This is a genomic window from Microbacterium xylanilyticum, from assembly GCF_054654695.1.
This window is the reverse complement of the sequence record NZ_BAAIEN010000002.1, coordinates 142,341-163,377: the sequence shown is the minus strand read 5'-3', so window position 1 is coordinate 163,377 and position 21,037 is coordinate 142,341. Positions and strand designations below refer to the sequence as shown.

Below are 21,037 nucleotides of genomic sequence, written 5' to 3'. Positions count from 1 at the left end.
GAGTTCGTACGTGCTCAGACGATCCGGCGCTCGTGACGGCGCGAACGAAGTGGCAGGCAGGCGGCAATGATTTCGATAATGCCTGCCGGCAGATAGTAGCGGCCGATGCTGACGGCGCCGAGAATCGCGAAGCCTCCGAGCAGGACTGCTGCGACGATGGACGAAATCTTCCATGCACGGCCGTGGAGGAACAGCGGAACGACGGTGATGGCGACGGGGATGAGGAGCACCAGCAGGTAGGCCGGCCCCATGACGGCAAGCAGCGGCTGGGTCTCGATTTTCTCGTGGCCGCGCGAGTCCGTGGTCACGCTCACGTAGCTGGGGAGCACACAGAGCGCCACGGTGGCAATCAGGGCGAGAGCTGCGGCGACGATCTGTAGGACGCGTTTCGCGTTGAGGTAGTGCGGGGCTTGGGACGGATCATCCCGGACGGCTTCGTCCGCCACGGTTGCCGGGTCGCCGAGTTGTGCGAGCACGGAGTCTACGTCGGCGCCGGCATCGATGGATTCCTGGATGTGGGAGCGGAGACCATCGACGATCTCGTCGCGTTGGACGGGGTCAACCTCCGAGAGCTGCGCTGACACCGCGTGCAGCCACGCACTCGCCTGCGCAGGGAGGCTTGGGACGGTGTTCATGAGTTCCTCCTCAGGGTGTGGTCGACTGCATCTCGGAGTGGCGACCAGGACCGGGACCCCGGATCGCTACCTTCGCGTCGCGTTTGGTGATATTGATCTCCGCAGCGCCTTCATGAACGACACCCATCGCCTGTCTCCTCCCACATCACACGCGGGCCGCGGGAAGGGGCTGGGTGATCAGGAATCTGACGCCCGTGCTCGAAGCAACAATCCACGGTTCACGTGGTGCCTCTCAGGATCGCGCTGGCTCACGGGCGCGAACGGCGCAAGGCCAGTCGATCTCACCCGCGGCCCACTACTCCAGCGTCCGCCTAGAGTACGCGACAGAGCAAGAGGCGACCATGCGCAACTTCCACCCACGGCGCGACAGCGGCCCTGGACAGCTGACCACAATCTGCCGCCTGTCCGTGCATTACGCCCCACCACCCGGGGTGGCGCGTACGTCTCGCAGCATCCCGGCCACGACGAGCGCGATCGCCCCGACGATGACGAGCATCCACAGCCCCAGCGCGTAGGAGTTCGTCGCGGGGTTGTAGGTCGCGCCCATGACGAGTGGCGGGAAGTAGCCGCCGAGGCCGCCTGCGGCGGCTACCACGCCTGTGACGGCGCCGACCTTGTTGGGCGGTGTCGACGGGCCGACCCATGCGAAGACGGCGCCCATCCCGAGCCCCATCGCTGCGGCCATGAGGATGAAGGTGACCCCGGTGACGATTCCCTCAGGTGGCTGTTGCCCGACGAGGTACGCGAGGGACACGATGCCGGCGAGCGAGACGAGCGACACGATCTTCGGGCCGAGCCAGTCGGCGAGCGCTCCGCCGATCGGGCGGGCAACGACCGCTGCGGCCGCGAAGAGTGCGGTGCGTGTTCCCGCTCCCACCGGATCCACTTCGTTCGGGTAGATCGTCGTGAGGTACTTCGGCAGGAAAGTCGAGAAGGCGACGAATCCGCCGAACACGATGCCGTACAGGAACGCCATCTCCCACGTGACCGGGAGCTTCAGCGCCCCGCGCACTTTCGGCACGAGCGGCTGGCTGCTCGCCTTCCAGGCCGGCGACTCCTTCATGAAGAACCACACGGCCATCGCCGCGACCAGCATGATCCCGACGACGAGCAGGTGCGTCGGGACGTAGCCGATCGCCTCGACGAGCCGGGGCGTCGCGAACGCCGACACGGCGGTTCCGATCATCCCCATCCCGAAGACGCCGTTCGCGAACCCGCGGCGCGCGGGCGGGAACCAGGCGCTCGAGAACGGGATGCCGGCGGCGAAGATCGTTCCGGCGATCCCGAGCAGGAACGCCCCCACGAGAAGAAGGGGAAAGCTCGAGATCATGCCGGCGAACATCACGATCAGCACCGCGGGGACGGCCGCCACGAGGACGCCGGAGAACATCTTCCGCCCGCCGAAGCGGTCGGTGTATGCCCCGACGACGATGCGTCCGAGGGCGCCGACGAGCACGGGCGTCGCGAGCATCAGCGAGATTTGCCCCTCGTCGAGGTGCATCGCGGTCGCATAGGTCTTCTGCAGCGGAGCGATCAGCATCCACGCCCAGAACCCGACCGTCGATGCGAGCGTCGCGAGCACGACTTGTGCCATCCCGCCGCGCAGTGGACCGCTTTCCACGTTCTGCACTTCCGCGGGTATCGCCTGATCGGCGTGATTCGTGGTGTCCATGGCTCGTCCCGTCGTCGAGAAGCCGCCTGTCGAGGACGACGCTAGCGGAGGTCGGGCCTTCGCCACGAGCGTCTTCGCCGTGTTTATCGGCCAGGGCCTGACATTCGAATAGGCACGGTGGATACTGGCGTGAGGACGGTACGCGACAGGCCAAGCTTCAGGCAGGCGACATCGGAGGGCCCCATGACACCGCGCGACAGTGACATCCACCCGTCGACGGACGGCGCCCTCGCCGACGCCCTTGTCGGGATGCGGCGCTTCCTACAGCCGCGCGAGGTGTCTCCGGATCTGCGCACGCTGTTCCTGGAGGGCGGGCGCGCGGGCGACGTGTTCTATCGCGATCGCTGGTCGCACGACAAAGTCGTCCGCTCGACGCACGGCGTCAACTGCACGGGGTCCTGCTCATGGAAGGTGTACGTCAAGGACGGCATCATCACCTGGGAGGTGCAGCAGACCGACTACCCGTCCGTCGGTCCCGACTCGCCGGAGTACGAGCCGCGCGGCTGCCCCCGCGGCGCCGCCTTCAGCTGGTACACGTACTCGCCCACCCGCGTGCGCTACCCGTACGTCCGCGGCACGCTGCTGAATCTGTACCGCACGGCGAAGGAGACGCACCCGGACCCCGTCGACGCGTGGGCGTCGATCATGGCCGACCCCGAGGCATCGATGTCCTACCGCCGTCGGCGCGGGAAGGGCGGGCTCGTGCGCAGCACGTGGGAAGAGGCCATCGAGATCGCCGCCGCCGCCCACATCCACACGGTGAAGACCTACGGACCCGACCGCATCGCCGGATTCTCTCCCATCCCCGCGATGTCGATGGTGTCGCACGGCGCGGGAGCCCGGTTCATGAGCCTCCTCGGCGGGGTCATGCTGTCGTTCTACGACTGGTACGCCGACCTGCCCGTCGCGAGCCCGCAGGTGTTCGGCGACCAGACCGACGTGCCGGAATCCGCGGACTGGTGGAACGCGAGCTACCTCATGATGTGGGGCTCGAACGTCCCCGTCACCCGCACGCCGGACGCGCACTTCATGGCCGAGGCCCGCTACCGGGGCACGAAGGTCGTCACGGTCTCGCCCGACTACACCGACAACACGAAGTTCGCTGACGAATGGGTGGCGCCGCACCCGGGCACCGACGGCGCACTCGCGTTCGCGATGGGCCACGTCATCCTCTCCGAGTTCCTCGTCGGCGAGCGGACCGCGCGCTTCGAGGACTACCTGCGCCGCTACACGGATGCGCCGTACCTCGTCACCCTCGAGGACCGCGACGGGGTGCTCGTGCCCGGAAAGTTCGTCACGGCTTCGGACCTGGCCGGATCCACGGAGGCGAACGGAGACTTCAAGCCGGTGCTGATGGATGCCGAGGGCACGCCGTTCGTCCCCGGCGGCAGCCTCGGACACCGCTTCTCGCCGGAGGACGAGGGCCGCTGGAACCTCGACCTCGGCGACGCCGTGCCACCCCTGTCGATCGCCGACGTGCCCGGGTGGGACGGAGCGGCGGCGGCCATCTCGCTGCCCCGCTTCGACCTCACCCCCGAGCCCGGCCACGAGCACGAGGGCGGATCCGGCGTCGTCGTGCGCGGTGTGCCGACCCGCGAGGTCGCAGGGCGCACTGTCACGACCGTCTTCGACCTGCTGCTCGCACAGTACGGCGTCGCGCGCGACAGCCTCCCCGGTGTCTGGCCGACCGGATACGACGACGCGTCCGCCCCCGGCACGCCCGCGTGGCAGGAGGAGATCACGTCCGTCCCCGCGGCCCAGGCGACGCGCATCGCCCGCGAGTTCGCCGACAACGCCGACCGCTCGGGCGGCCGCTCGATGATCATCATGGGCGCCGGCACCAACCACTGGTTCCACTCCGACACGATCTACCGGACGTTCCTGGCCCTCACCACCATGACCGGATGCCAGGGTGTCAACGGCGGCGGCTGGGCGCACTATGTCGGGCAGGAGAAGGTGCGTCCGCTCACCGGATACTCGCAGTACGCCACGGCGGCGGACTGGTCGCGCCCGGGCCGGCAGATGATCGGCACCGCCTTCTGGTACCTCGCCACCGACCAGTGGCGGTACGACGGGCTACCCGCCGACCAGCTCGCCTCGCCGCTCGCACGCGGACGCTTCGCCGACCGCACGACGGCGGACTGCCTCGTCGAGTCCGCGAAGCGCGGCTGGATGCCGAGCTACCCCACGTTCGACCGCAACCCGCTCGATCTCGTCGACGAGGCGGAGGTGGCCGGGGTCGAGCCGGCGCAGTACGTCGTCGACTCGCTCGCCGACGGGTCGTTGCGCTACGCGGCCGAGGACCCGGACTCCCCGGCGAACTTCCCGCGCATCGTGACGGTGTGGCGCGCGAACATCCTCGGATCCTCCGGCAAGGGCAACGAGTACTTCCTGAAGCACCTGCTCGGAACGGATGCGGCGGTCCGCGCGCCCGAGACGCGCGCCTCCGCCCGACCGAAGACCGTGACCTGGCGCGATGATGCACCGAACGGGAAGCTCGACCTCCTGATCACCGCCGACTTCCGGATGACGAGCACGACGCTGTACAGCGACATCGTGCTGCCGGCGGCCACCTGGTACGAGAAGCACGACCTGTCATCGACCGACATGCATCCGTTCATCCACGCGTTCACGCCCGCGATCGACACCCCGTGGCAGACGCGCACGGACTTCGACATGTTCGGGCTCCTCGCCCAGCGGTTCAGCGAAATGGCGCGCACCCACCTCGGTGTCCGGAAGGACCTCGTCGCCGCGCCCCTGCTGCACGACACGCCGGACGCGATGGCCACGCCGCACGGCCGCGTCGTCGACGGCGCGCCGCCGGTCCCGGGCCTCACGATGCCCAAACTCATCGTCGTGGAGCGCGACTATCCCGCCCTCGTCGACAAATGGCGCTCCGTCGGCCCGCTGACCGAGAAGCTCGGCCTGACGACAAAGGGCGTCACATTCCACGCCGAACCGGAGCTGAAGCACCTCGGACAGATCAACGGCGTGTTCCCCGACGATCCGCGCACCGGCGTCGCCGCCGGCCGCGTGCGGCTCGACTCCGACGAGCGTGCATGCGAGCTGATCCTCGCGCTGTCCGGAACGAGCAACGGCCGGCTCGCGGTGCAGGGGTTCCGGGAGCTCGAGAAGAAGACCGGACAGCCGATGGCGTTCCTCGCCGCGGAGCACGAGGGCACGCGCATCGCCTTCCGTGACGTGCAGGTGCAGCCGCGCAGCGTCATCACGTCACCCGAGTGGTCGGGGTCGGAGCGCGGCGGACGGCGCTACACCGCGTTCGCCGTCAACGTCGAGCAGCTGAAGCCGTGGCACACGCTCACCGGGCGCCAGCACTTCTACCTCGACCACGACTGGATGGAGGAGCTCGGCGAGAACCTGCCGATCTACCGCCCGCCGCTCGACCTGCACCGCCTCTTCGACGACCCCGTCGTCGGAGCGACCACACGCATCGCCGGACCCGGATCGGCGGGCCAGACCGAGGTCGCCGTGCGCTACCTGACGCCGCACTCGAAGTGGTCGATCCACTCCGAGTACCAGGACAACCTCTTCATGCTGTCGCTCTCGAGGGGCGGCCCCACGATCTGGATGAGCCCGCAGGATGCCGGGAAGATCGGCGTGGTCGACAACGAGTGGATCGAGGCGTACAACCGGAACGGCGTCGTGGTCGCGCGGGCGATCGTGTCGCACCGGATGCCCGAGGGCACGGTGTACATGTACCACGCCAAGGACCGCACGATCGATGTCCCGATCAGCGAGACGAGCGGGCTGCGCGGAGGCATCCACAACTCGCTCACCCGCATCCTGCTCAAGCCCAGCCATCTCATCGGCGGGTACGCGCAGCTGTCGTTCGCGTTCAACTATCTCGGCCCGACCGGGAACCAGCGCGACGAGATCACCATGATCCGCCGCCGCAGCCAGGAGGTCGAATACCGATGAAGGTCATGGCGCAGATGTCGATGGTCATGAATCTCGACAAGTGCATCGGATGCCACACCTGCAGCGTCACGTGCAAGCAGGCGTGGACGAACCGCACGGGCATGGAGTACGTGTGGTTCAACAACGTCGAAACGCGGCCCGGGCAGGGCTACCCCCGCACCTACGAGGATCAGGACCGCTGGCAGGGCGGCTGGGTCCGGACGAAGAGCGGGCGGCTGCGCCTGCGCGCGGGCGGCCGGATCAACAAGCTGCTGAACATCTTCTCGAATCCGAAGCTGCCCGGGATCCAGGACTACTACGAGCCCTGGACCTACGACTACGACATGCTGCTGAACGCGCCGGAGAGCGCGCATACCCCCGTGGCGCGTCCGAAGAGCCTCCTCACCGGTGAGGACATGAAGATCACGTGGTCGGCGAACTGGGACGACGACCTCGGCGGATCGGCGGCCACGATGGCGGCCGACCCGATCCTGCAGAAGATGAGCGAGCACGTGCAGGCCGACTTCGAGCAGGCCTTCATGTTCTACCTGCCGCGCATATGCGAGCACTGCCTGAACCCCTCGTGCGTGGCATCCTGTCCGTCCGGCGCGATGTACAAGCGCGCGGAGGACGGCATCGTGCTCGTCGACCAGGACCGCTGCCGCGGCTGGCGCATGTGCGTGTCGGGCTGCCCGTACAAGAAGGTGTACTTCAACCACAAGACCGGCAAGGCAGAGAAGTGCACGCTGTGCTACCCGCGCATCGAGGTCGGGCAGCCGACGGTGTGCTCCGAGACGTGCGTCGGGCGGCTTCGCTACCTCGGACTCGTGCTGTACGACGTCGACCGGGTCGCCGAGGCGGCCGCCGTCGAGGACGAGAAGCAGTTGCTCGCAGCCCAGCGCAGCGTGCTCCTCGACCCGCACGACCCCGAGGTCATCGCGGCTGCCCGCCGCGACGGCATCCCGGAGGACTGGCTCGAGGCCGCGCAGCGCAGCCCGATCTGGCGGCTCATCCACGACTACGAGATCGCCTTGCCGCTGCACCCGGAGTATCGCACGATGCCGATGGTCTGGTACATCCCGCCGCTCTCCCCGGTTGTCGACGTCGTGACGGGTTCCGGCAACGACGGCGAGGATGCCCGCACGCTCTTCGCCGCGATCGACAAGCTGCGCATCCCCATCGGTTACCTCGCGGAGCTGTTCACGGCGGGCGACACGAAGCCCGTCGACAAGTCGCTGCGTACGCTCGCCGCGATGCGCTCATACATGCGGGGCATCAACCTCGACGACGAGCGCGACGAGTCGATCCCGGCGGCGATCGGGATGACGGGCGCCGAGGTCGAGGAGATGTACCGGCTCCTCGCCATCGCGAAGTACGACGACCGGTACGTCATCCCGAAGGCGCACGCCGAGCAGGCCGCCCAGCTCGAGGAGCTCGCATGCTCGCTCGACTACGACGGCGGACCGGGGATGTACGGACCCGGCCGCTTCGGCACCTCCAGCGGAGCCCCGCAGCCGGTCGCGGTCGAGAACTTCCACGCCCTGCAGAACCGCCAGACCGCGGATCGGCCCTCGACCGCGGGGCGGGTCAACCTTCTCAACTGGGACGGCAACGGCAGTCCCGAAGGGCTATTCCCGCCCGCGCCCGACGCGAAGGACGACGACGCATGATCGGCCGCGTCACCCCGAAGCGGCTGCTGCCGGACCCGCTGCCGTCCGTGCCGCTGCGGCGCGAACAGCGCGCGACGGCGCACATGGTGGCCTCGCTCCTCCTGGACTACCCCGATGCGGAGTGGTTCGCGCGGCTACCGGTGCTGCGCCCGTACGTCGCGACCCTGCCGCCCCGTATCGCGGAGCTGTTCGATGGATTCATGGATGCGGCGACCGCCGCCGGCCCCGACGCGTGGCAGACGCAGTACGTCGCCACGTTCGACCTCAAGCGCAAGTGCAGCCTGTACCTCACCTATTACGCGACCGGCGACACGCGCAAGCGCGGCGCCGCGCTCGTCACGTTCCTCGACGCGTACCGCGCGGCCGGGTGGGAGTTCGACGCGCAGGAGCTGCCCGACTACCTCCCCGCCGTGCTGGAGCTGTCGGCATCCACCGACTCGCCCATCGCCGCCGGCATTCTCTCCGCCCACCGCGAGGGCGTGGAAGTGCTGCGGTTCGCCCTCGAATCGCAGGACAGCCCGTGGGCCGGCATCGTGCGGGCCGTGACGCTGTCGCTGCCGCCGATCGACGAGCGCACACGCGAGCGCTACCTGCGGCTCGTGAACGACGGTCCACCGACAGAGACCGTCGGCATCGATTCCCTGCCGCCCTTCGCGGTGCGGGCAGACAGCCGGGAGGACGCATGGACACGCTGAACCTCATGCTGTGGGGCGTTCTGCCCTACATCGCGATGGCGGTGTTCGTCGTCGGCCACACCTGGCGGTACCGCTACGACCAGTTCGGCTGGACCTCACGCTCCAGTGAGACGTACGAGAACCGGCTGCTCAGCTGGGGCGGACCGCTGTTCCACTACGGCATCCTGCTCGTGCTCGCCGGGCACATCGTCGGGCTCCTCATCCCGATGGAATGGATCGCCGCGCTCGGCGTCCCCGAATGGCTGTACCACCTCGCCGCCGTCGGCCTCGGCACGTTCGCCGCGATCATCACCATCGTCGGGCTCGCCCTCCTCATCTACCGCCGCCGCACGGTCGGGCCCGTCTTCCTCGCCACGACCACGATGGACAAGGTCATGTACGTGTTCCTCGGCGGCACGATCCTCCTCGGCGCCCTCGCGACCGTGACGACGCAGATCTTCGGCGCCGGCTACGAGTACCGCGAGACGGTCTCGCCGTGGGTGCGCAGCATCCTGCTCTTCCATCCCGAGCCGCAGCTCATGGCCGGTGTGCCGATCCTGTTCCAGCTGCATGCCCTGGCCGCGACCCTCCTGTTCATCCTGTGGCCGTTCACCCGGCTCGTGCACGTCTTCTCCGCGCCAGTGTTCTACCTCTTCCGGCCGTACATCGTCTACCGCACCCGCGACCAGCGCACCGGGATGCGTCCCGCCCGGCGCGGCTGGCAACCTGTGCAGGCGCCCGACCCGCGGCGGCTCCACCGGCCGTGACCCTCGGAGCGGAGCTGCGGCCGAGGAGCGAGCACCGGTCCGCACAACCACGCATCGGCGGGACCAGCATCTTTGCGCCCTCGAGGTGATGCGCGGGAAGTCCCTGTCACATCCGTCTACCCGGATGGAATGCCGAGTCCAGGCTCGCCGACGCGTGCCCGGGCGGGGCGGATCACAGTGCGCCAGAGGTGCACGAGCATCGCCCCAAACGTCACAAGCCACGCACCGAGCGCGATCCAACTCTCGCCGTAACCGATCGCGTGAACGATCGGCAGATGGTCGATGTCACCGAGGAACTGTGAGCCGACGCTGTACATCCCGAGCGGGAACACGATGCTCCACAACGTCGGCTCGTAGCGCAACGGGATCCGATTGCGCACGTGACGCCAGTAGCCGGCCATCACGAGCGGCGGGATGAGCCACGTGCCGAAGGCCCAGAAGAACACCGAGGCGCCGGCGATAAGCCCTCGCGTCGCGTCGACCATCGGGGCCTCAGCCATCTCGACGATTCGGGCGCCGGCGACAACCGTGATGGCGGTCGCCCCCATCGCGACCCAGTACGGCGGGGTGAGGTCGGCAGGCCGGAAAGGATACGCGAGCAGACGCACGCCCACGAACACACCCACCGCGCAGTACAGGAACGTCCCGACAGACCATGAGAACACGGCGAGCAGCGCCAGCGCCGGGCGCGCCGTAGTGAGCTCGACCTCGAGGGTTGCGGCCAGGACCGCGATGGACTGGCTCCCCACGGCCCAGATGAACCACGTCCCGTTCGCCGTCGAGAGCGCCGTGCGGCGACGCTGGCCGAGCACCGCGGTCCACGGGACCGTGTAGCCCAGGATGATCCATGCGACCGAGCCGATCAGCAACAGCACCAGCGCAGCCCCTGAGAATCTCTCGGCAGCGAGCCGACTGCCCAGCACACACGTGCCTGCCACGAACGTGAAGAACCCGAAGGCGCGCGCGGGGTCGGCGATGTCTTGCAGAAGCGCCGTGCGATGTCGGACGATGCGGATGACGTTCAGCGCCACCAACACCACGTACGAGACGACAGCGATCCCCAGCATCGAGACCGAGACCGGCTCCCACCCGTTCGCGCGCATCGCGATCGACAGAATTCCCGTCGCCATCACGAGGGCGAAGTATCCAGGCGTGAGCCCGCGCACGGCAATGTCCAATCGCGCGCCGAGGCCGATCGACGGTGACACGGCACCAGGCTACGCCCGCAGCTGAACGCGGACCGCGAATACCAGCACCGGCGAGTGGCAGGGAAGAGCCATCCTCGATGGCTGCTCTGCACCACTCGAGGAACTCATTGGCCTTACGAAGCTCGGCGATCTTCTTCTGCAGCCGCTTAATCTCCGCGGCCGCGTCGGTCGGTCAGTCCGGGCTTCATTCCGCGACGGCTGACGCCGCGCCCTTCAGCCCGCCACCCTTGAACCAGATTGCGGTGACAAGATCAGCCGGGGCCAACTATCGATGACGAGACGGGGCCATCAATCGTTGACAAAGCCAGCGGCGGCCGATCCGCACGCCCGCCAGGATGCCCTTGCGCTCGCCCGTGTGCGGGCCGTAGTTCGGGCGCCCCTGGCTCTCCACGACGAGCGTGAGCACGCCGGTTCCACCCGCGCCGGGCAGCTCCAGCGACCGCACGCCGTCGCGCTCCAGCACGCCCAGCCGCTCGCCGTCGAGGAAGACGACGGCCCGGTCGTGCAGCACGTCGACGGTGAGCTCGGCGCCGGGGGCGTACGAGATCTCCGCCTCGTACGCGACCAGCCCGTCCTCGGCGCCGAGCTCCTCGAACGACAGCGGCATCGGCGCGGTGGCCACATCCGGCACTGCGCGCACTACGTCGAGCAGCGACGCCGCCGGCACCAGCGGCGTCGCTGCCGCGGGCTGCCGGCGCGGCGCGTCCGGGATCGGCGGCAGGTCGCCGTCGTGGAACGGCGCGAACGCCGCCCGCAGCGCGTGGAACTTGTCGTTCAGGGATCCGTCCTCTCCGATCGGCGCGTCCGAGTCGTACGAGGTGACGGTCGGCCGCAGCGCGCCGTCGTGGTTCGCGCCCGCCCAGAATCCGAAGTTCGTGCCGCCGTGCGCCATGTACAGGCTCACGGATCCGCCTGCGGCGAGCAGCTCGTCCACGGTGCCGATCATGCTCGCGGCCGAGCACACGTGGTGCTGCTCGCCCCAGTGGTCGAACCAGCCGCCCCAGAGCTCCGCGCACAGCAGCGGCTCGCCGGGCTTGCGCAGCTGCTCGGCGAGCGCGACGCCCGTTCCGAAGGTGAACGAGCCCATGGCGCCGTCGACGCTGCCGTTGCGCACCATGTCCGCCGTGGTGCCGTCGGCCGTGGTGAGCAGCTCGACCATGCCGCGGGCGCGCAGCCCGTCGCGCAGATGCTCGAGGTAGCCGCGGTCGCTGCCGAAGAATCCGTACTCGTTCTCGATCTGGATCGCCGTGATCGGTCCGCCGTGCACGGCCTGCAGGGCCGCGAGGCGGGGGATCAGCGCGTCGTACCAGGCGTCGACGGCGGCGAGGAACACCGGATCGCTCGTGCGCAGCGCACGCGTGCGCCCGCTCAGCCAGAACGGGATGCCGCCGTTGGACCACTCCGCGCAGATGTACGGGCTGGGGCGCACGAACACGTCCAGGCCGACCTCGCCCGCGAGCCGGATGAACCGCTCGGCGTCGCGCCAGCCGGTGAAGTCGATCTCGCCCTCGGCCCGCTCGTGGAAGTTCCACGGGATGTAGGTGTCGACCGTGTTCGCACCCATCGCGGCGAGGCGACGCAGCCGGTCCTCCCACTGGTCGGGGTGGATCCGGAAGTAGTGCACCGCGCCCGACAGCATCCGGAAGGGAGTGCCGTGCCGGAGCAGCGCACCGTCGGCGTAGGTGAGCGCGGGCGCTGCGGTGTCGGTCATGACTCTCCTGGGGTCGGCGCGATGTTTGCGTCACCATCGTCGCCTACGCGACCCCTCCCGCGCACGTGCTCCCGCTGCTTGCGGAGGAGGACCCGCGTTCGGAAGGACGGATGCGCGGCAACCCTCCTCCCATGAGCGAGTTCTCCTCCCGGGGATGCGTTCCCGATCCCGGCGTCGCCGCGCCCGAGTCCGGCGGCCGCTCTAGGCTGGCGCCATGTCCACCACGCTTCCCGAGGCCCTCGCCGAGCTCGCCGCCCTGGAGGATCCGAAGGCCCGGGCCATCAACGAGCGTCACGGCGACGCGCACGGCGTGAACCTCACGAAGATGCGCGCTCTCGCCAAGCGGATCGGCACGGATCCCGACCTCGCCCGCCAGCTGTGGGAGTCGGGCGACGTCGCCGGCCAGCTGCTCGGGATCCTGGTCGCGAGACCGCGCGACCTCAGCGCCGACGACCTCGACCGCATGGTGCGCGCCACGCAGAGCTCCAAGGCGCACGACTGGCTCGTGGCCTACCTCGTGAAGAAGTCACCGCGCGCGGAGGAGCTGCGCACGCGCTGGATCGACGGCCCGGATCCGGACGCCCGGGCGGCCGCATGGTCGCTCACCTCCGCGCGGGTCGCGAAGAACCCCGAGGGGCTCGACCTCGACGGGCTGCTGGACCGCATCGAGCGGGAGCTGGCCCACGCGCCGTCCCGTGAGCAGTGGGCGATGAACGAGACGCTGGCGTACATCGGGATCCACCATCCCGCCCTCCGCGACCGGGCGATCGCGATCGGGGAGCGGCTGCAGGTGCTCGCCGAGTACCCGGTGCCGCCGAACTGCACCTCTCCGTTCGCCCCGCTGTGGATCGCGGAGATGGTCCGCCGCCAGGGCTGAGCGGATCGTCGGAGCGCACCGGGAGCACCGCATCCTGCGCATCCGTGCAGCGGCCGTCGTGCCTTCGGGCGCCGTGGATAGCCTGGTCCGATGAGCACGCACATCGCCGCCGCCCCCGGTCAGATCGCCCCCATCGTCCTGTTGCCCGGAGACCCGCTGCGGGCCAGGTGGATCGCCGAGAACTTCCTCGAGGGCGCCGAGCTCTACTCCGAGGTGCGCGGCATGCTCGGCTTCACCGGCACCTGGCAGGGGCACCGCGTGTCGGTGCAGGGATCCGGCATGGGGCAGCCGTCGATGTCGATCTACGCGAACGAGCTGTTCCAGGACTACGACGTGCAGACGCTCGTGCGCGTGGGATCCTGCGGAGCGCTCACCGAGAAGGTCGGCATGCGCGACATCATCATCGCGAACGGCGCCTGCACCGACTCCGGGATCAACCGGATCCGCTTCCACGGCCAGGACTACGCCCCCGTCGCCGACTTCAGCCTGCTGCGCCGCGCCGTCGAGGCGAGCGAGCGGATGGACCTGGAGCACGCAGTGCACGTGGGCCTGCTCTTCTCGGGCGACCAGTTCTACAACACCCGCCCCGAACTGACCGAACCGCTCGTGCAGCACGGCGCCCTCGCGGTGGAGATGGAGACGAGCGCGCTCTACACGCTCGCCGCCTTCTTCGGCCGGCGTGCGCTGAGCATCTGCACGGTGTCCGATCACCTGGTCACGCACGAGGAGACGACCTCCCTGGAGCGCGAGCAGAGCTTCGGCGACATGGTGCGCATCGCCCTGGAGGCCGCGACGGCCGTGTGAGCCCACCGGGAGGCCGCCTGGCAGCGACTCTCACCGCGAGACCGCAACTGCACGACGAGACTGCAGCAGTCTGTTGCAGTCTCGTCCCCCGGTTGCAGTCTCGCGGTTCGATTGGGCGGATCCCGACCGCGCTCAGCGCACGCCGGGGCCGCGGACGATGTGGCTGCGGGCGTGCGCGACCGCGGATCCGAGATCGTCGAAGAGGTGGTTCCGGTGCCGGAGCGATGAGATCACGCCGAGCCGGTCGGCGAGAGCGCGGTGCTCGTCGGGGATGCCCTTGAGCAGCACGGTGACGCCCTGCCTCTCGAGTTCGCGGACGATCTCCGCGAGGGCCTGCGCGCCGGTCGCGTCGAGGTAGCGGAGCCGGGAGAGCCGCAGGATCACGACCTCGACCTCCCGGACCCCCGAAAGCTCCTGCAGGATCCGGTCCGCGACGCCGAAGAACATGAGCCCGTCCAGCCGGAAGACCGCGATGCGCTCGTCACCGGGGACGGGATCCCCCTCGATCGGCTCGCGGACGACCGCCCCGAGCCCGGCGAACTTCCGCAGCGTCAGGAAGGCGGCGGCGACCACGCCGATCTCGATCGCGACGATGAGGTCGAAGGAGACCGTGATGATCGCGGTGAGGGCGAACGCCGCCGCGTCGGCGCGGGTGGAGCCGAGGATCTGCCGGACCGTGCGGGGCGACACCATCCGGGTCGCGGTGACCATGAGGATCCCGGCGAGCGCGGCCAGCGGGATCATGCCGACCAGGGGCGCGGCGAGGTACACGACCGCGATCAGCACCAGGGCGTGCACGATCGCCGCGACCCGGGTCCGGCCGCCGGAGCGGACGTTCACCGCGGTGCGCGCGATCGCGCCGGTCGCGGGCATCCCACCGAAGAGGCCCGCAAGGATCGACGCGACACCCTGCCCGACGAGCTCGCGGTCGGCGTTGAACGGGCCCGTGGTGCGGCCGTCGGGACCGGGCAGACCCGAGGCGACGCGGGCGGACAGCAGGGACTCGATCGCCGCGAGCACGGCGATCGAGATCACGGATCCGGCGAGCGACGGCAGCTGGGTGAGGTTCATCGTCGGGACTCGCGGCAGTGGGAGGCTCGGCGGCAGATGGCCGATCACCGGCGTGCGGATGTGCAGCAAGGCGACGACCGGTGTGACGAGGGCGATCGCGATCAGGCTCGCCGGGATCGACCGGTGCAGCTTCGGCAGGACGACCATCAGCGCCGCCACGAACGCGACGATCCCGAGGCTGATCGCGGATGCCGGCCACGAGGCGCCGAGCACCGACCGCACGGCGGCGACCACCGCGTTCTCACCCGGTGGCACCGGCGACGACAGTGCGGACGGAACCTGCTGCAGGAAGATGATCACGCCGATCCCGAGCGTGAACCCCTCGATCACGGGCCACGGGATGTACGAGACGGCGCGGCCGATCCGGGAGGCGCCGACCAGGAACAGCACGATGCCCGCGAGGATGGTCAGCAGTGCCACGGCCCCGACGCCGGACTTCGCGACGATCGGCGCGAGCACCACGACCATCGCGCCGGTCGGACCGGACACCTGCACGTTCGATCCGCCGAACACCGCGGCCGCGATCCCCGCCACGATCGCCGTGATGAGCCCCGCCTCGGCGCCGACTCCGGAGCTGACCCCGAACGCGAGCGCGAGCGGCAGCGCCACGATGCCCACCGTGACGCCGGCGACCAGATCGCCCTTCCAGGTCCGTGGGAATTCGGCGTAGTCCGCGAGGCCCGGAAGGTCCTCGGGACCGGGAAGGGGACGGCGCAGCGCCCTCAGGACGGCGTTCCGCGTGCCGCCGCGCAGGCCGGTCCCGCTCACGTCCGCACGGCCTGCGGTTGCGACGCGGGCGTCTCTGCCGCGTCCGCGGCGTCGGGGATCGCCGGCAGGCCGTTCTGCTCCACGAGCTGCTGCTGCGTCGTCTGCAGGATCTCACCGAGGAGCGCCCGGGCGACGCGCAGCAGATCCGCGACCTGCGGGTAGGCGAGGCGGTAGTACACGAGGCTGCCCCGCCGCTCGGACACCACGAGCCGGTTGCCGCGGAGCACGGCGAGATGCTGCGACACGTGCGACGCCTCGAGCTCGGTCGCCGCGAGCAGCTCGGTCACCGACGCCTCGGGCGCGGCGGACAGCACCTCGAGGATCCGGATCCGGATCGGGTGGGCGAGGCCCTTGAACAGGCCCGCCTTCACCTCGTACAGCGGGCGGTTCGGGTCACTGAGCATCCGCGCTCTCCCCTCCGGCGCACTCCTGGTGCGGATCCTGGTGTGATGACTTCATCATATCGCGATAGGATCCGACCATGTCCGACTCGCTTCCGCTCTGCCCCGAGTGCTCCAGCGAGCACGCCTATGAGATGGGCGCGCTGCTGGTCTGCCCGATGTGCGGCCACGAATGGGCGCCCGGGGCGGCCGACGGAGATGCCGCCGGCGACGCGCCGCGCGTCGTGAAGGACGCCGTCGGCAACGTCCTCGCCGCCGGCGACACGGTCGTCGTGACCACCTCGATCAAGGTCAAGGGGTCGCCGCAGGGCATCAAGGCCGGCACCAAGGTGCGCGGGATCCGGCTCATCGACCCCGTCAACGGGCACGACATCGACTGCAGGGTCGACGGCTTCGGCGCGATGCTGCTGAAGTCCGGCCTCGTCAAGAAGGCCTGAGCACGCGAGGATCGTCGGCCCGATGCTCTCCGATTCGACGGAGTTCCGGCCGGCGAGTGCGGCTCACCCGGCGGGTGGGATGATCGACACATCATGTCTGCGCGTCTCGATCCCTCCGTCGTCCGCCCGGCTTCGGGGGATCCGGATCCCGACGCGGTCTACCTCGCGTTCGTGGAGTGGGTCGAGTCCATGGGGATCTCGCTCTACCCCGCGCAGGACGAGGCGGTCATCGAGATCGTCTCCGGGCAGAATCTGATCCTCAGCACCCCGACCGGCACGGGCAAGTCGCTCGTCGCCGTGGCGGCGCACTTCGTTGCCCTCGCCGACGGCCGACGCACGTACTACACAGCTCCGATCAAGGCGCTCGTGAGCGAGAAGTTCTTCAGCCTGGTCGAGGTGTTCGGCGCCGAGAACGTCGGGATGGTCACCGGAGACTCGGCCGTCAACCCGGACGCGCCGATCGTGTGCTGCACGGCCGAGATCCTCGCGAACCTCGCCCTGCGCGAGGGCCCCGACGCCGAGGTCGGTCAGGTCGTGATGGACGAGTTCCACTTCTACGGCGACCCCGATCGCGGCTGGGCGTGGCAGGTTCCGCTGCTCACCCTGCCGCAGGCGCAGTTCATCCTCATGTCCGCCACGCTCGGCGACGTGACCGAGCTCGCCGCCGACCTCACCCGCCGCACGGGCCGCGAGACGGCCGTGGTCACCGGCGTCGAGCGCCCGGTGCCGCTGCACTTCTTCTACGAGACCACGCCGATCCACGAGACGATCGAGGATCTGCTGCACACCGACCGCGCGCCGGTCTACATCGTGCACTTCTCGCAGGCCGCCGCCATGGAGCGCGCCCAGGCGCTCGCGAGCGCGAAGGTCGCGACCCGCGAACAGCGGGACGACATCGCCGAGCTCATCGGCGGGTTCCGGTTCACCACGTCGTTCGGCAAGACCCTGTCCCGCCTGCTGCGGCTCGGCATCGGCGTGCATCACGCCGGCATGCTGCCGAAGTATCGCCGCCTGGTCGAGCAGCTCGCCCAGCGTGGGCTCCTCCGGGTGATCTGCGGCACGGACACCCTCGGCGTCGGCATCAACGTGCCCATCCGCACCGTGCTGCTCACCGCACTGACGAAGTTCGACGGCACCCGGATGCGCCAGCTCAACGCCCGCGAGTTCCACCAGATCGCCGGGCGCGCAGGCCGGGCCGGATTCGACACCGCGGGCACCGTCGTCGCGCAGGCGCCCGAGCACGAGTCGGAGAACCTCGCCGCGATCCGCAAAGCGGGCGACGACCCGAAGAAGAAGCGCAAGATCATCCGCAAGAAGGCGCCAGACGGGTTCGTGTCCTGGGGTGAGCCGTCGTTCCAGAAGCTCATCGCCGCGGAGCCCGAGACGCTGACCTCGCACATGCAGATCACGAGCGCCATGATGCTCAACGTGATCGGCCGCGGCGGCGACGTCTTCGCAAATATGCGTGCGCTGGTATATGACAACCACGAGCCGCGGGCGAAGCAGCGGATCCTGGCCATCCGCGCGCTCGGGATCTATCGGACGCTACGGGAGTCGGGCATCGTCGAGCGCGACCCCGACGGCACGATCAGACTGACCGTCGACCTGCAGCCGAACTTCGCCCTGAACCAGCCGCTCTCGCCGTTCGCGCTGGCCGCCTTCGAGCTGCTGGACCCGGCAGATCCGTCCTTCGCGCTCGACATGCTCTCGATCGTCGAGTCCACGCTCGACGATCCCCGTGCGATCCTCGGCCAGCAGGAGTTCGTCGCGCGCGGAGAGGCCGTGGCGGCGATGAAGCGCGAAGGCATGGAGTACGACGAGCGCATGGAGGCGCTCGAGGAGATCACGTACCCGAAGCCGCTCGAGGAACTGCTGTCGGCTGCGTTCGAGACGTTCAGCGCCGCGCAGCCCTGGATCCGCGATTTCGAGCTGCACCCGAAGTCGGTCGTCCGCGACATGTACGAGCGAGCCATGTCGTTCGGGGAATACGTCGCGCTCTACAAGGTCGCCCGCTCCGAGGGCGTGGTGCTGCGCTACCTCTCCGACGCCTACCGCGCCGCCTCGCAGACCATCCCCGAGCACCTGAAGACCGAGGAACTCCGCGATCTCATCGAATGGCTCGGCGAACTCGTGCGCCAGGTCGACTCGAGCCTGCTCGACGAGTGGGAGGAGCTCGTCTCCGGTCATCCGGTCTCGCACTCCGACGAGCCCGTCGTGCCGCCCGCCCCCAAGCGCCTCACCACCAATGTCCGCGCGTTCCGGATCCTGGTGCGCAACGAGCTGTTCCGCCGCGTGCAGCTCGCCGCGAGGGAGGATCTGGACGCCCTCGCCGAGCTGGATCCCGAGTTCGGCACGGACGGCTGGGACGCGGCGCTGGACGCCTACTGCGCCGAGCACGACGAGATCCGCACCGGCGCCGACGCGCGCAGCGCCGCGCTGCTCATCATCGACGAGACCGGCGGCCCCGACCAGGAGCGCCCGGCCCGCTCCTGGCTCGTGCAGCAGATCCTCGACGACCCGGCCGGCGACCACGACTGGCGCATCACCGCGACGGTCGACCTCGACGCCTCGGACGAGGCGGGCGAGGCGGTGCTCGTGGTGACGGCGGTGGGTCGCCTCTAGGACATCCGCACCGATCCCGACCGGATGTCGGCGGGCCGGCGTATCGTCGAAGACACGGAGCGGAACGGAGGGCGTCATGACGATTCAGGAGAGCCGATCGGGGGCGGGACCGCACCTGCACCAGGGGATCATTCCGTCCTACCTGCTGGCCAAGCTGGCCGAGTCGGAGCGCTACTCGCAGGCCGCGGAGGCGGCCCGGCAGACGCTCATCGCTCCGGCGCCTTCGCAGCATCGAGCACAGCTGCGGCTGTCCATCGGCGCAGACGGGTCGCTCGAGGCGACGGTCGAGGCAGCCCCGAACCGCACCATCAGCGACGCGCACAACACCGAAACTCTGCCGGGCACCGTGGTCCGCACGGAGGACGAGCCGACCGTCGCCGACGTCGCTGTGAATCAGGCGTTCGACGGGCTCGGTGCGACCTTCCAGATGCTGCTCGACGCCTTCCAGCGCAACTCGGTCGACGGCAAGGGCCTGCCCCTCGACGCGACGGTGCACTACGGATCCGGTTACGACAACGCGTTCTGGAACGGCGAGCGCATGGTGTTCGGCGACGGCGACGGCCAGGTGTTCCGCGGGTTCACCGGGTCGACCACCGTGATCGGGCACGAACTGGGCCACGGCGTGGTCCAGTACACCGCCGCCCTGGAGTACCAGGGGCAGCCGGGGGCGCTCAACGAGTCGATCGCCGATGTGTTCGGCGCCCTCACCGAGCAGCATCTGCTCGACCAGACCGCTGACCAGGCCAGCTGGCTGATCGGCGCGGGCATCTTCACCCCGACGGTGCACGGCAAGGCGCTGCGGTCGATGCTGCACCCCGGCACCGCGTACGACGACCCGGAGCTGGGCAAGGATCCGCAGCCGGCCGACATGAGCGGCTATGTGAAGACCTCCGAGGACAACGGCGGTGTGCACATCAACTCCGGCATCCCCAACCGCGCCTTCGCCCTGTTCGCGGTGGAGCTCGGCGGCAAGGCGTGGGAGACCGCGGGCTCCGTCTGGTACCGCGCGCTGAGCGGAGGGCTGCCCTCGTCCGCGACCTTCGCGCAGTTCGCGAAGGCGACCATCAAGGAGGCCGATTCCGAGAGCACCGCGGTCGGCGATGCGGCGCGGATGGCGTGGGCGTCGGTGGGCGTGATCAAGGCGACGGGTGATGGGCGACCCTCAGCCTGACCAGCCCGTCGGGGTGCCCTCCGACAGCGACGACGGCGTCGCGATCCGCGTTGCCCGCAGCGGCGGGATCGCGGGGATGACCCGGCGCTGGAGCGTGCAGCCCGCAGGCGAGGAGGCCCGACACTGGATGGGCCTCGTCGACCGGTGCCCGTGGGACGAGAAGCCGCCGCCCGGCACCGGCGCGGACCGCTTCGTCTGGCGCATCGAGGTGCGCATCCGCCGCGTGCGCCATGAACAGGTGATCCCGGAGGAGCACCTGCAGGGCCCCTGGCGCGACCTCGTGGAGGCCGTGCGCGAAGCCGACGGCGGAACGGGCCCATCGCCCGATCGTTGAGCGCCCTTCGTCTCGCTGCGCTCGCTCAGGATCCGGACGCCGCCGGCGACCGCGACGAAGCGCGGCGTCTGCCGAACCGCCCCGTCGCCCGCGCGATCGAGCTCAGTCCTTCGCGTCCGGCTCCACGGGCAGCATGGGGATCGCGACGCTCGTCGACGAGGTCGCCGCGCTGAGGCCCAGGTCCAGCGGATCCGCGGCCGGCGCGGGGAGCAGGTCGTCGTCGCGGTCGAGCGGCTCACCGGGCAGTGCCGCCCAGGCACTCGGCTCCTGCGGCTTCTGCGTGAACATGCCCATGCG

The 21,037-nt window shown here is 69.6% G+C and carries 17 protein-coding genes; 10 read left to right on the top strand and 7 right to left on the bottom strand.

Annotated features, from left to right (window positions below):
* Positions 1-14: 14 nt before the first annotated feature.
* Positions 15-635 (bottom strand): HAAS signaling domain-containing protein, encoded by a 621-nt coding sequence (locus ACYQ1L_RS01295; RefSeq protein ID WP_460002417.1) that lies wholly within the window; start codon positions 633-635, stop codon positions 15-17.
* A 412-nt stretch (positions 636-1,047) separates the two neighbouring features.
* Entirely contained in the window at positions 1,048-2,229 is a 1,182-nt protein-coding gene (locus ACYQ1L_RS01290; protein ID WP_460002416.1) for an MFS transporter, read from the bottom strand.
* Between the two features lie 261 nt (positions 2,230-2,490).
* Between ACYQ1L_RS01290 and ACYQ1L_RS01285 the strand changes: the two genes are divergently transcribed.
* Genes ACYQ1L_RS01285 through narI form a run of 4 tightly spaced genes read left to right on the top strand, consistent with a single transcriptional unit; the run spans position 2,491 to position 9,336 of the window.
* Positions 2,491-6,246, top strand: coding sequence for a nitrate reductase subunit alpha (locus tag ACYQ1L_RS01285; RefSeq protein ID WP_460002414.1), 3,756 nt, complete (start codon positions 2,491-2,493; stop codon positions 6,244-6,246).
* Positions 6,243-7,895: a nitrate reductase subunit beta gene (gene narH, locus ACYQ1L_RS01280; protein ID WP_460002413.1), complete on the top strand. Its 1,653-nt coding sequence runs from the start codon at positions 6,243-6,245 to the stop codon at positions 7,893-7,895. Before ACYQ1L_RS01285 ends, narH begins: the two co-directional genes overlap by 4 nt.
* The gene (gene narJ, locus ACYQ1L_RS01275; RefSeq protein WP_460002411.1) at positions 7,892-8,590 is read left to right on the top strand and encodes a nitrate reductase molybdenum cofactor assembly chaperone; all 699 of its coding nucleotides are present in this window, start codon (positions 7,892-7,894) and stop codon (positions 8,588-8,590) included. Before narH ends, narJ begins: the two co-directional genes overlap by 4 nt.
* Positions 8,578-9,336 (top strand): respiratory nitrate reductase subunit gamma, encoded by a 759-nt coding sequence (narI, locus tag ACYQ1L_RS01270; protein ID WP_460002409.1) that lies wholly within the window; start codon positions 8,578-8,580, stop codon positions 9,334-9,336. Before narJ ends, narI begins: the two co-directional genes overlap by 13 nt.
* A 116-nt stretch (positions 9,337-9,452) precedes the next feature.
* On the opposite strand, the gene ACYQ1L_RS01265 is transcribed toward narI, so the two are convergent.
* On the bottom strand, positions 9,453-10,544 hold the full coding sequence (locus tag ACYQ1L_RS01265; protein ID WP_460002408.1) for a tellurite resistance/C4-dicarboxylate transporter family protein: 1,092 nt from the start codon (positions 10,542-10,544) through the stop codon (positions 9,453-9,455).
* 265 nt (positions 10,545-10,809) lie between these two features.
* Positions 10,810-12,255 (bottom strand): glycoside hydrolase family 35 protein, encoded by a 1,446-nt coding sequence (locus tag ACYQ1L_RS01260; protein ID WP_460002407.1) that lies wholly within the window; start codon positions 12,253-12,255, stop codon positions 10,810-10,812.
* A 214-nt stretch (positions 12,256-12,469) separates the two neighbouring features.
* Between ACYQ1L_RS01260 and ACYQ1L_RS01255 the strand changes: the two genes are divergently transcribed.
* Complete coding sequence (locus ACYQ1L_RS01255; protein ID WP_460002405.1) at positions 12,470-13,132, top strand: DNA alkylation repair protein; 663 nt, start codon at positions 12,470-12,472, stop codon at positions 13,130-13,132.
* Between the two features lie 90 nt (positions 13,133-13,222).
* Complete coding sequence (gene deoD, locus ACYQ1L_RS01250; protein WP_460002404.1) at positions 13,223-13,936, top strand: purine-nucleoside phosphorylase; 714 nt, start codon at positions 13,223-13,225, stop codon at positions 13,934-13,936.
* Between the two features lie 132 nt (positions 13,937-14,068).
* Here deoD and ACYQ1L_RS01245 read toward each other — a convergent pair whose 3' ends face one another.
* Both ACYQ1L_RS01245 and ACYQ1L_RS01240 read right to left on the bottom strand, forming a co-directional pair.
* A complete protein-coding gene (locus ACYQ1L_RS01245; RefSeq protein WP_460002403.1) occupies positions 14,069-15,775 on the bottom strand; it encodes a SulP family inorganic anion transporter in 1,707 nt (568 codons plus the stop codon).
* Positions 15,772-16,179 (bottom strand): ArsR/SmtB family transcription factor, encoded by a 408-nt coding sequence (locus ACYQ1L_RS01240; RefSeq protein WP_460002402.1) that lies wholly within the window; start codon positions 16,177-16,179, stop codon positions 15,772-15,774. Before ACYQ1L_RS01240 ends, ACYQ1L_RS01245 begins: the two co-directional genes overlap by 4 nt.
* A 77-nt stretch (positions 16,180-16,256) precedes the next feature.
* On the opposite strand from ACYQ1L_RS01240, the gene ACYQ1L_RS01235 reads away from it, so the two are divergent.
* The 4 genes from ACYQ1L_RS01235 (at position 16,257) to ACYQ1L_RS01220 (ending at position 20,740) form a co-directional block, all read left to right on the top strand.
* Positions 16,257-16,613, top strand: coding sequence for a zinc ribbon domain-containing protein YjdM (locus ACYQ1L_RS01235; RefSeq protein WP_460002400.1), 357 nt, complete (start codon positions 16,257-16,259; stop codon positions 16,611-16,613).
* 93 nt (positions 16,614-16,706) lie between these two features.
* Positions 16,707-19,235, top strand: a complete 2,529-nt coding sequence (locus tag ACYQ1L_RS01230) for a DEAD/DEAH box helicase (protein ID WP_460002399.1) — start codon at positions 16,707-16,709, stop codon at positions 19,233-19,235.
* 76 nt (positions 19,236-19,311) lie between these two features.
* Complete coding sequence (locus tag ACYQ1L_RS01225) at positions 19,312-20,406, top strand: M4 family metallopeptidase (protein ID WP_460002398.1); 1,095 nt, start codon at positions 19,312-19,314, stop codon at positions 20,404-20,406.
* Complete coding sequence (locus tag ACYQ1L_RS01220) at positions 20,387-20,740, top strand: protealysin inhibitor emfourin (protein ID WP_460002397.1); 354 nt, start codon at positions 20,387-20,389, stop codon at positions 20,738-20,740. The genes ACYQ1L_RS01225 and ACYQ1L_RS01220 overlap by 20 nt, the downstream gene beginning before the upstream one ends.
* 102 nt (positions 20,741-20,842) lie before the next feature.
* On the opposite strand, the gene ACYQ1L_RS01215 is transcribed toward ACYQ1L_RS01220, so the two are convergent.
* Positions 20,843-21,034: a hypothetical protein gene (locus ACYQ1L_RS01215; protein ID WP_460002396.1), complete on the bottom strand. Its 192-nt coding sequence runs from the start codon at positions 21,032-21,034 to the stop codon at positions 20,843-20,845.
* Positions 21,035-21,037 lie beyond the last annotated feature (3 nt).

Bases quoted from the DNA above. Each gene is read 5' to 3' on its own strand.
- ACYQ1L_RS01295 (WP_460002417.1), bottom strand. From the start codon at position 635: ATGAACACCGTCCCAAGCCTCCCTGCGCAGGCGAGTGCGTGGCTGCAC.
- ACYQ1L_RS01290 (WP_460002416.1), bottom strand. From the start codon at position 2,229: ATGGCACAAGTCGTGCTCGCGACGCTCGCATCGACGGTCGGGTTCTGG.
- ACYQ1L_RS01285 (WP_460002414.1), top strand. From the start codon at position 2,491: ATGACACCGCGCGACAGTGACATCCACCCGTCGACGGACGGCGCCCTC.
- narH (WP_460002413.1), top strand. From the start codon at position 6,243: ATGAAGGTCATGGCGCAGATGTCGATGGTCATGAATCTCGACAAGTGC.
- narJ (WP_460002411.1), top strand. From the start codon at position 7,892: ATGATCGGCCGCGTCACCCCGAAGCGGCTGCTGCCGGACCCGCTGCCG.
- narI (WP_460002409.1), top strand. From the start codon at position 8,578: ATGGACACGCTGAACCTCATGCTGTGGGGCGTTCTGCCCTACATCGCG.
- ACYQ1L_RS01260 (WP_460002407.1), bottom strand. From the start codon at position 12,255: ATGACCGACACCGCAGCGCCCGCGCTCACCTACGCCGACGGTGCGCTG.
- ACYQ1L_RS01255 (WP_460002405.1), top strand. From the start codon at position 12,470: ATGTCCACCACGCTTCCCGAGGCCCTCGCCGAGCTCGCCGCCCTGGAG.
- deoD (WP_460002404.1), top strand. From the start codon at position 13,223: ATGAGCACGCACATCGCCGCCGCCCCCGGTCAGATCGCCCCCATCGTC.
- ACYQ1L_RS01240 (WP_460002402.1), bottom strand. From the start codon at position 16,179: ATGCTCAGTGACCCGAACCGCCCGCTGTACGAGGTGAAGGCGGGCCTG.
- ACYQ1L_RS01235 (WP_460002400.1), top strand. From the start codon at position 16,257: ATGTCCGACTCGCTTCCGCTCTGCCCCGAGTGCTCCAGCGAGCACGCC.
- ACYQ1L_RS01230 (WP_460002399.1), top strand. From the start codon at position 16,707: ATGTCTGCGCGTCTCGATCCCTCCGTCGTCCGCCCGGCTTCGGGGGAT.
- ACYQ1L_RS01225 (WP_460002398.1), top strand. From the start codon at position 19,312: ATGACGATTCAGGAGAGCCGATCGGGGGCGGGACCGCACCTGCACCAG.
- ACYQ1L_RS01220 (WP_460002397.1), top strand. From the start codon at position 20,387: ATGGGCGACCCTCAGCCTGACCAGCCCGTCGGGGTGCCCTCCGACAGC.
- ACYQ1L_RS01215 (WP_460002396.1), bottom strand. From the start codon at position 21,034: ATGGGCATGTTCACGCAGAAGCCGCAGGAGCCGAGTGCCTGGGCGGCA.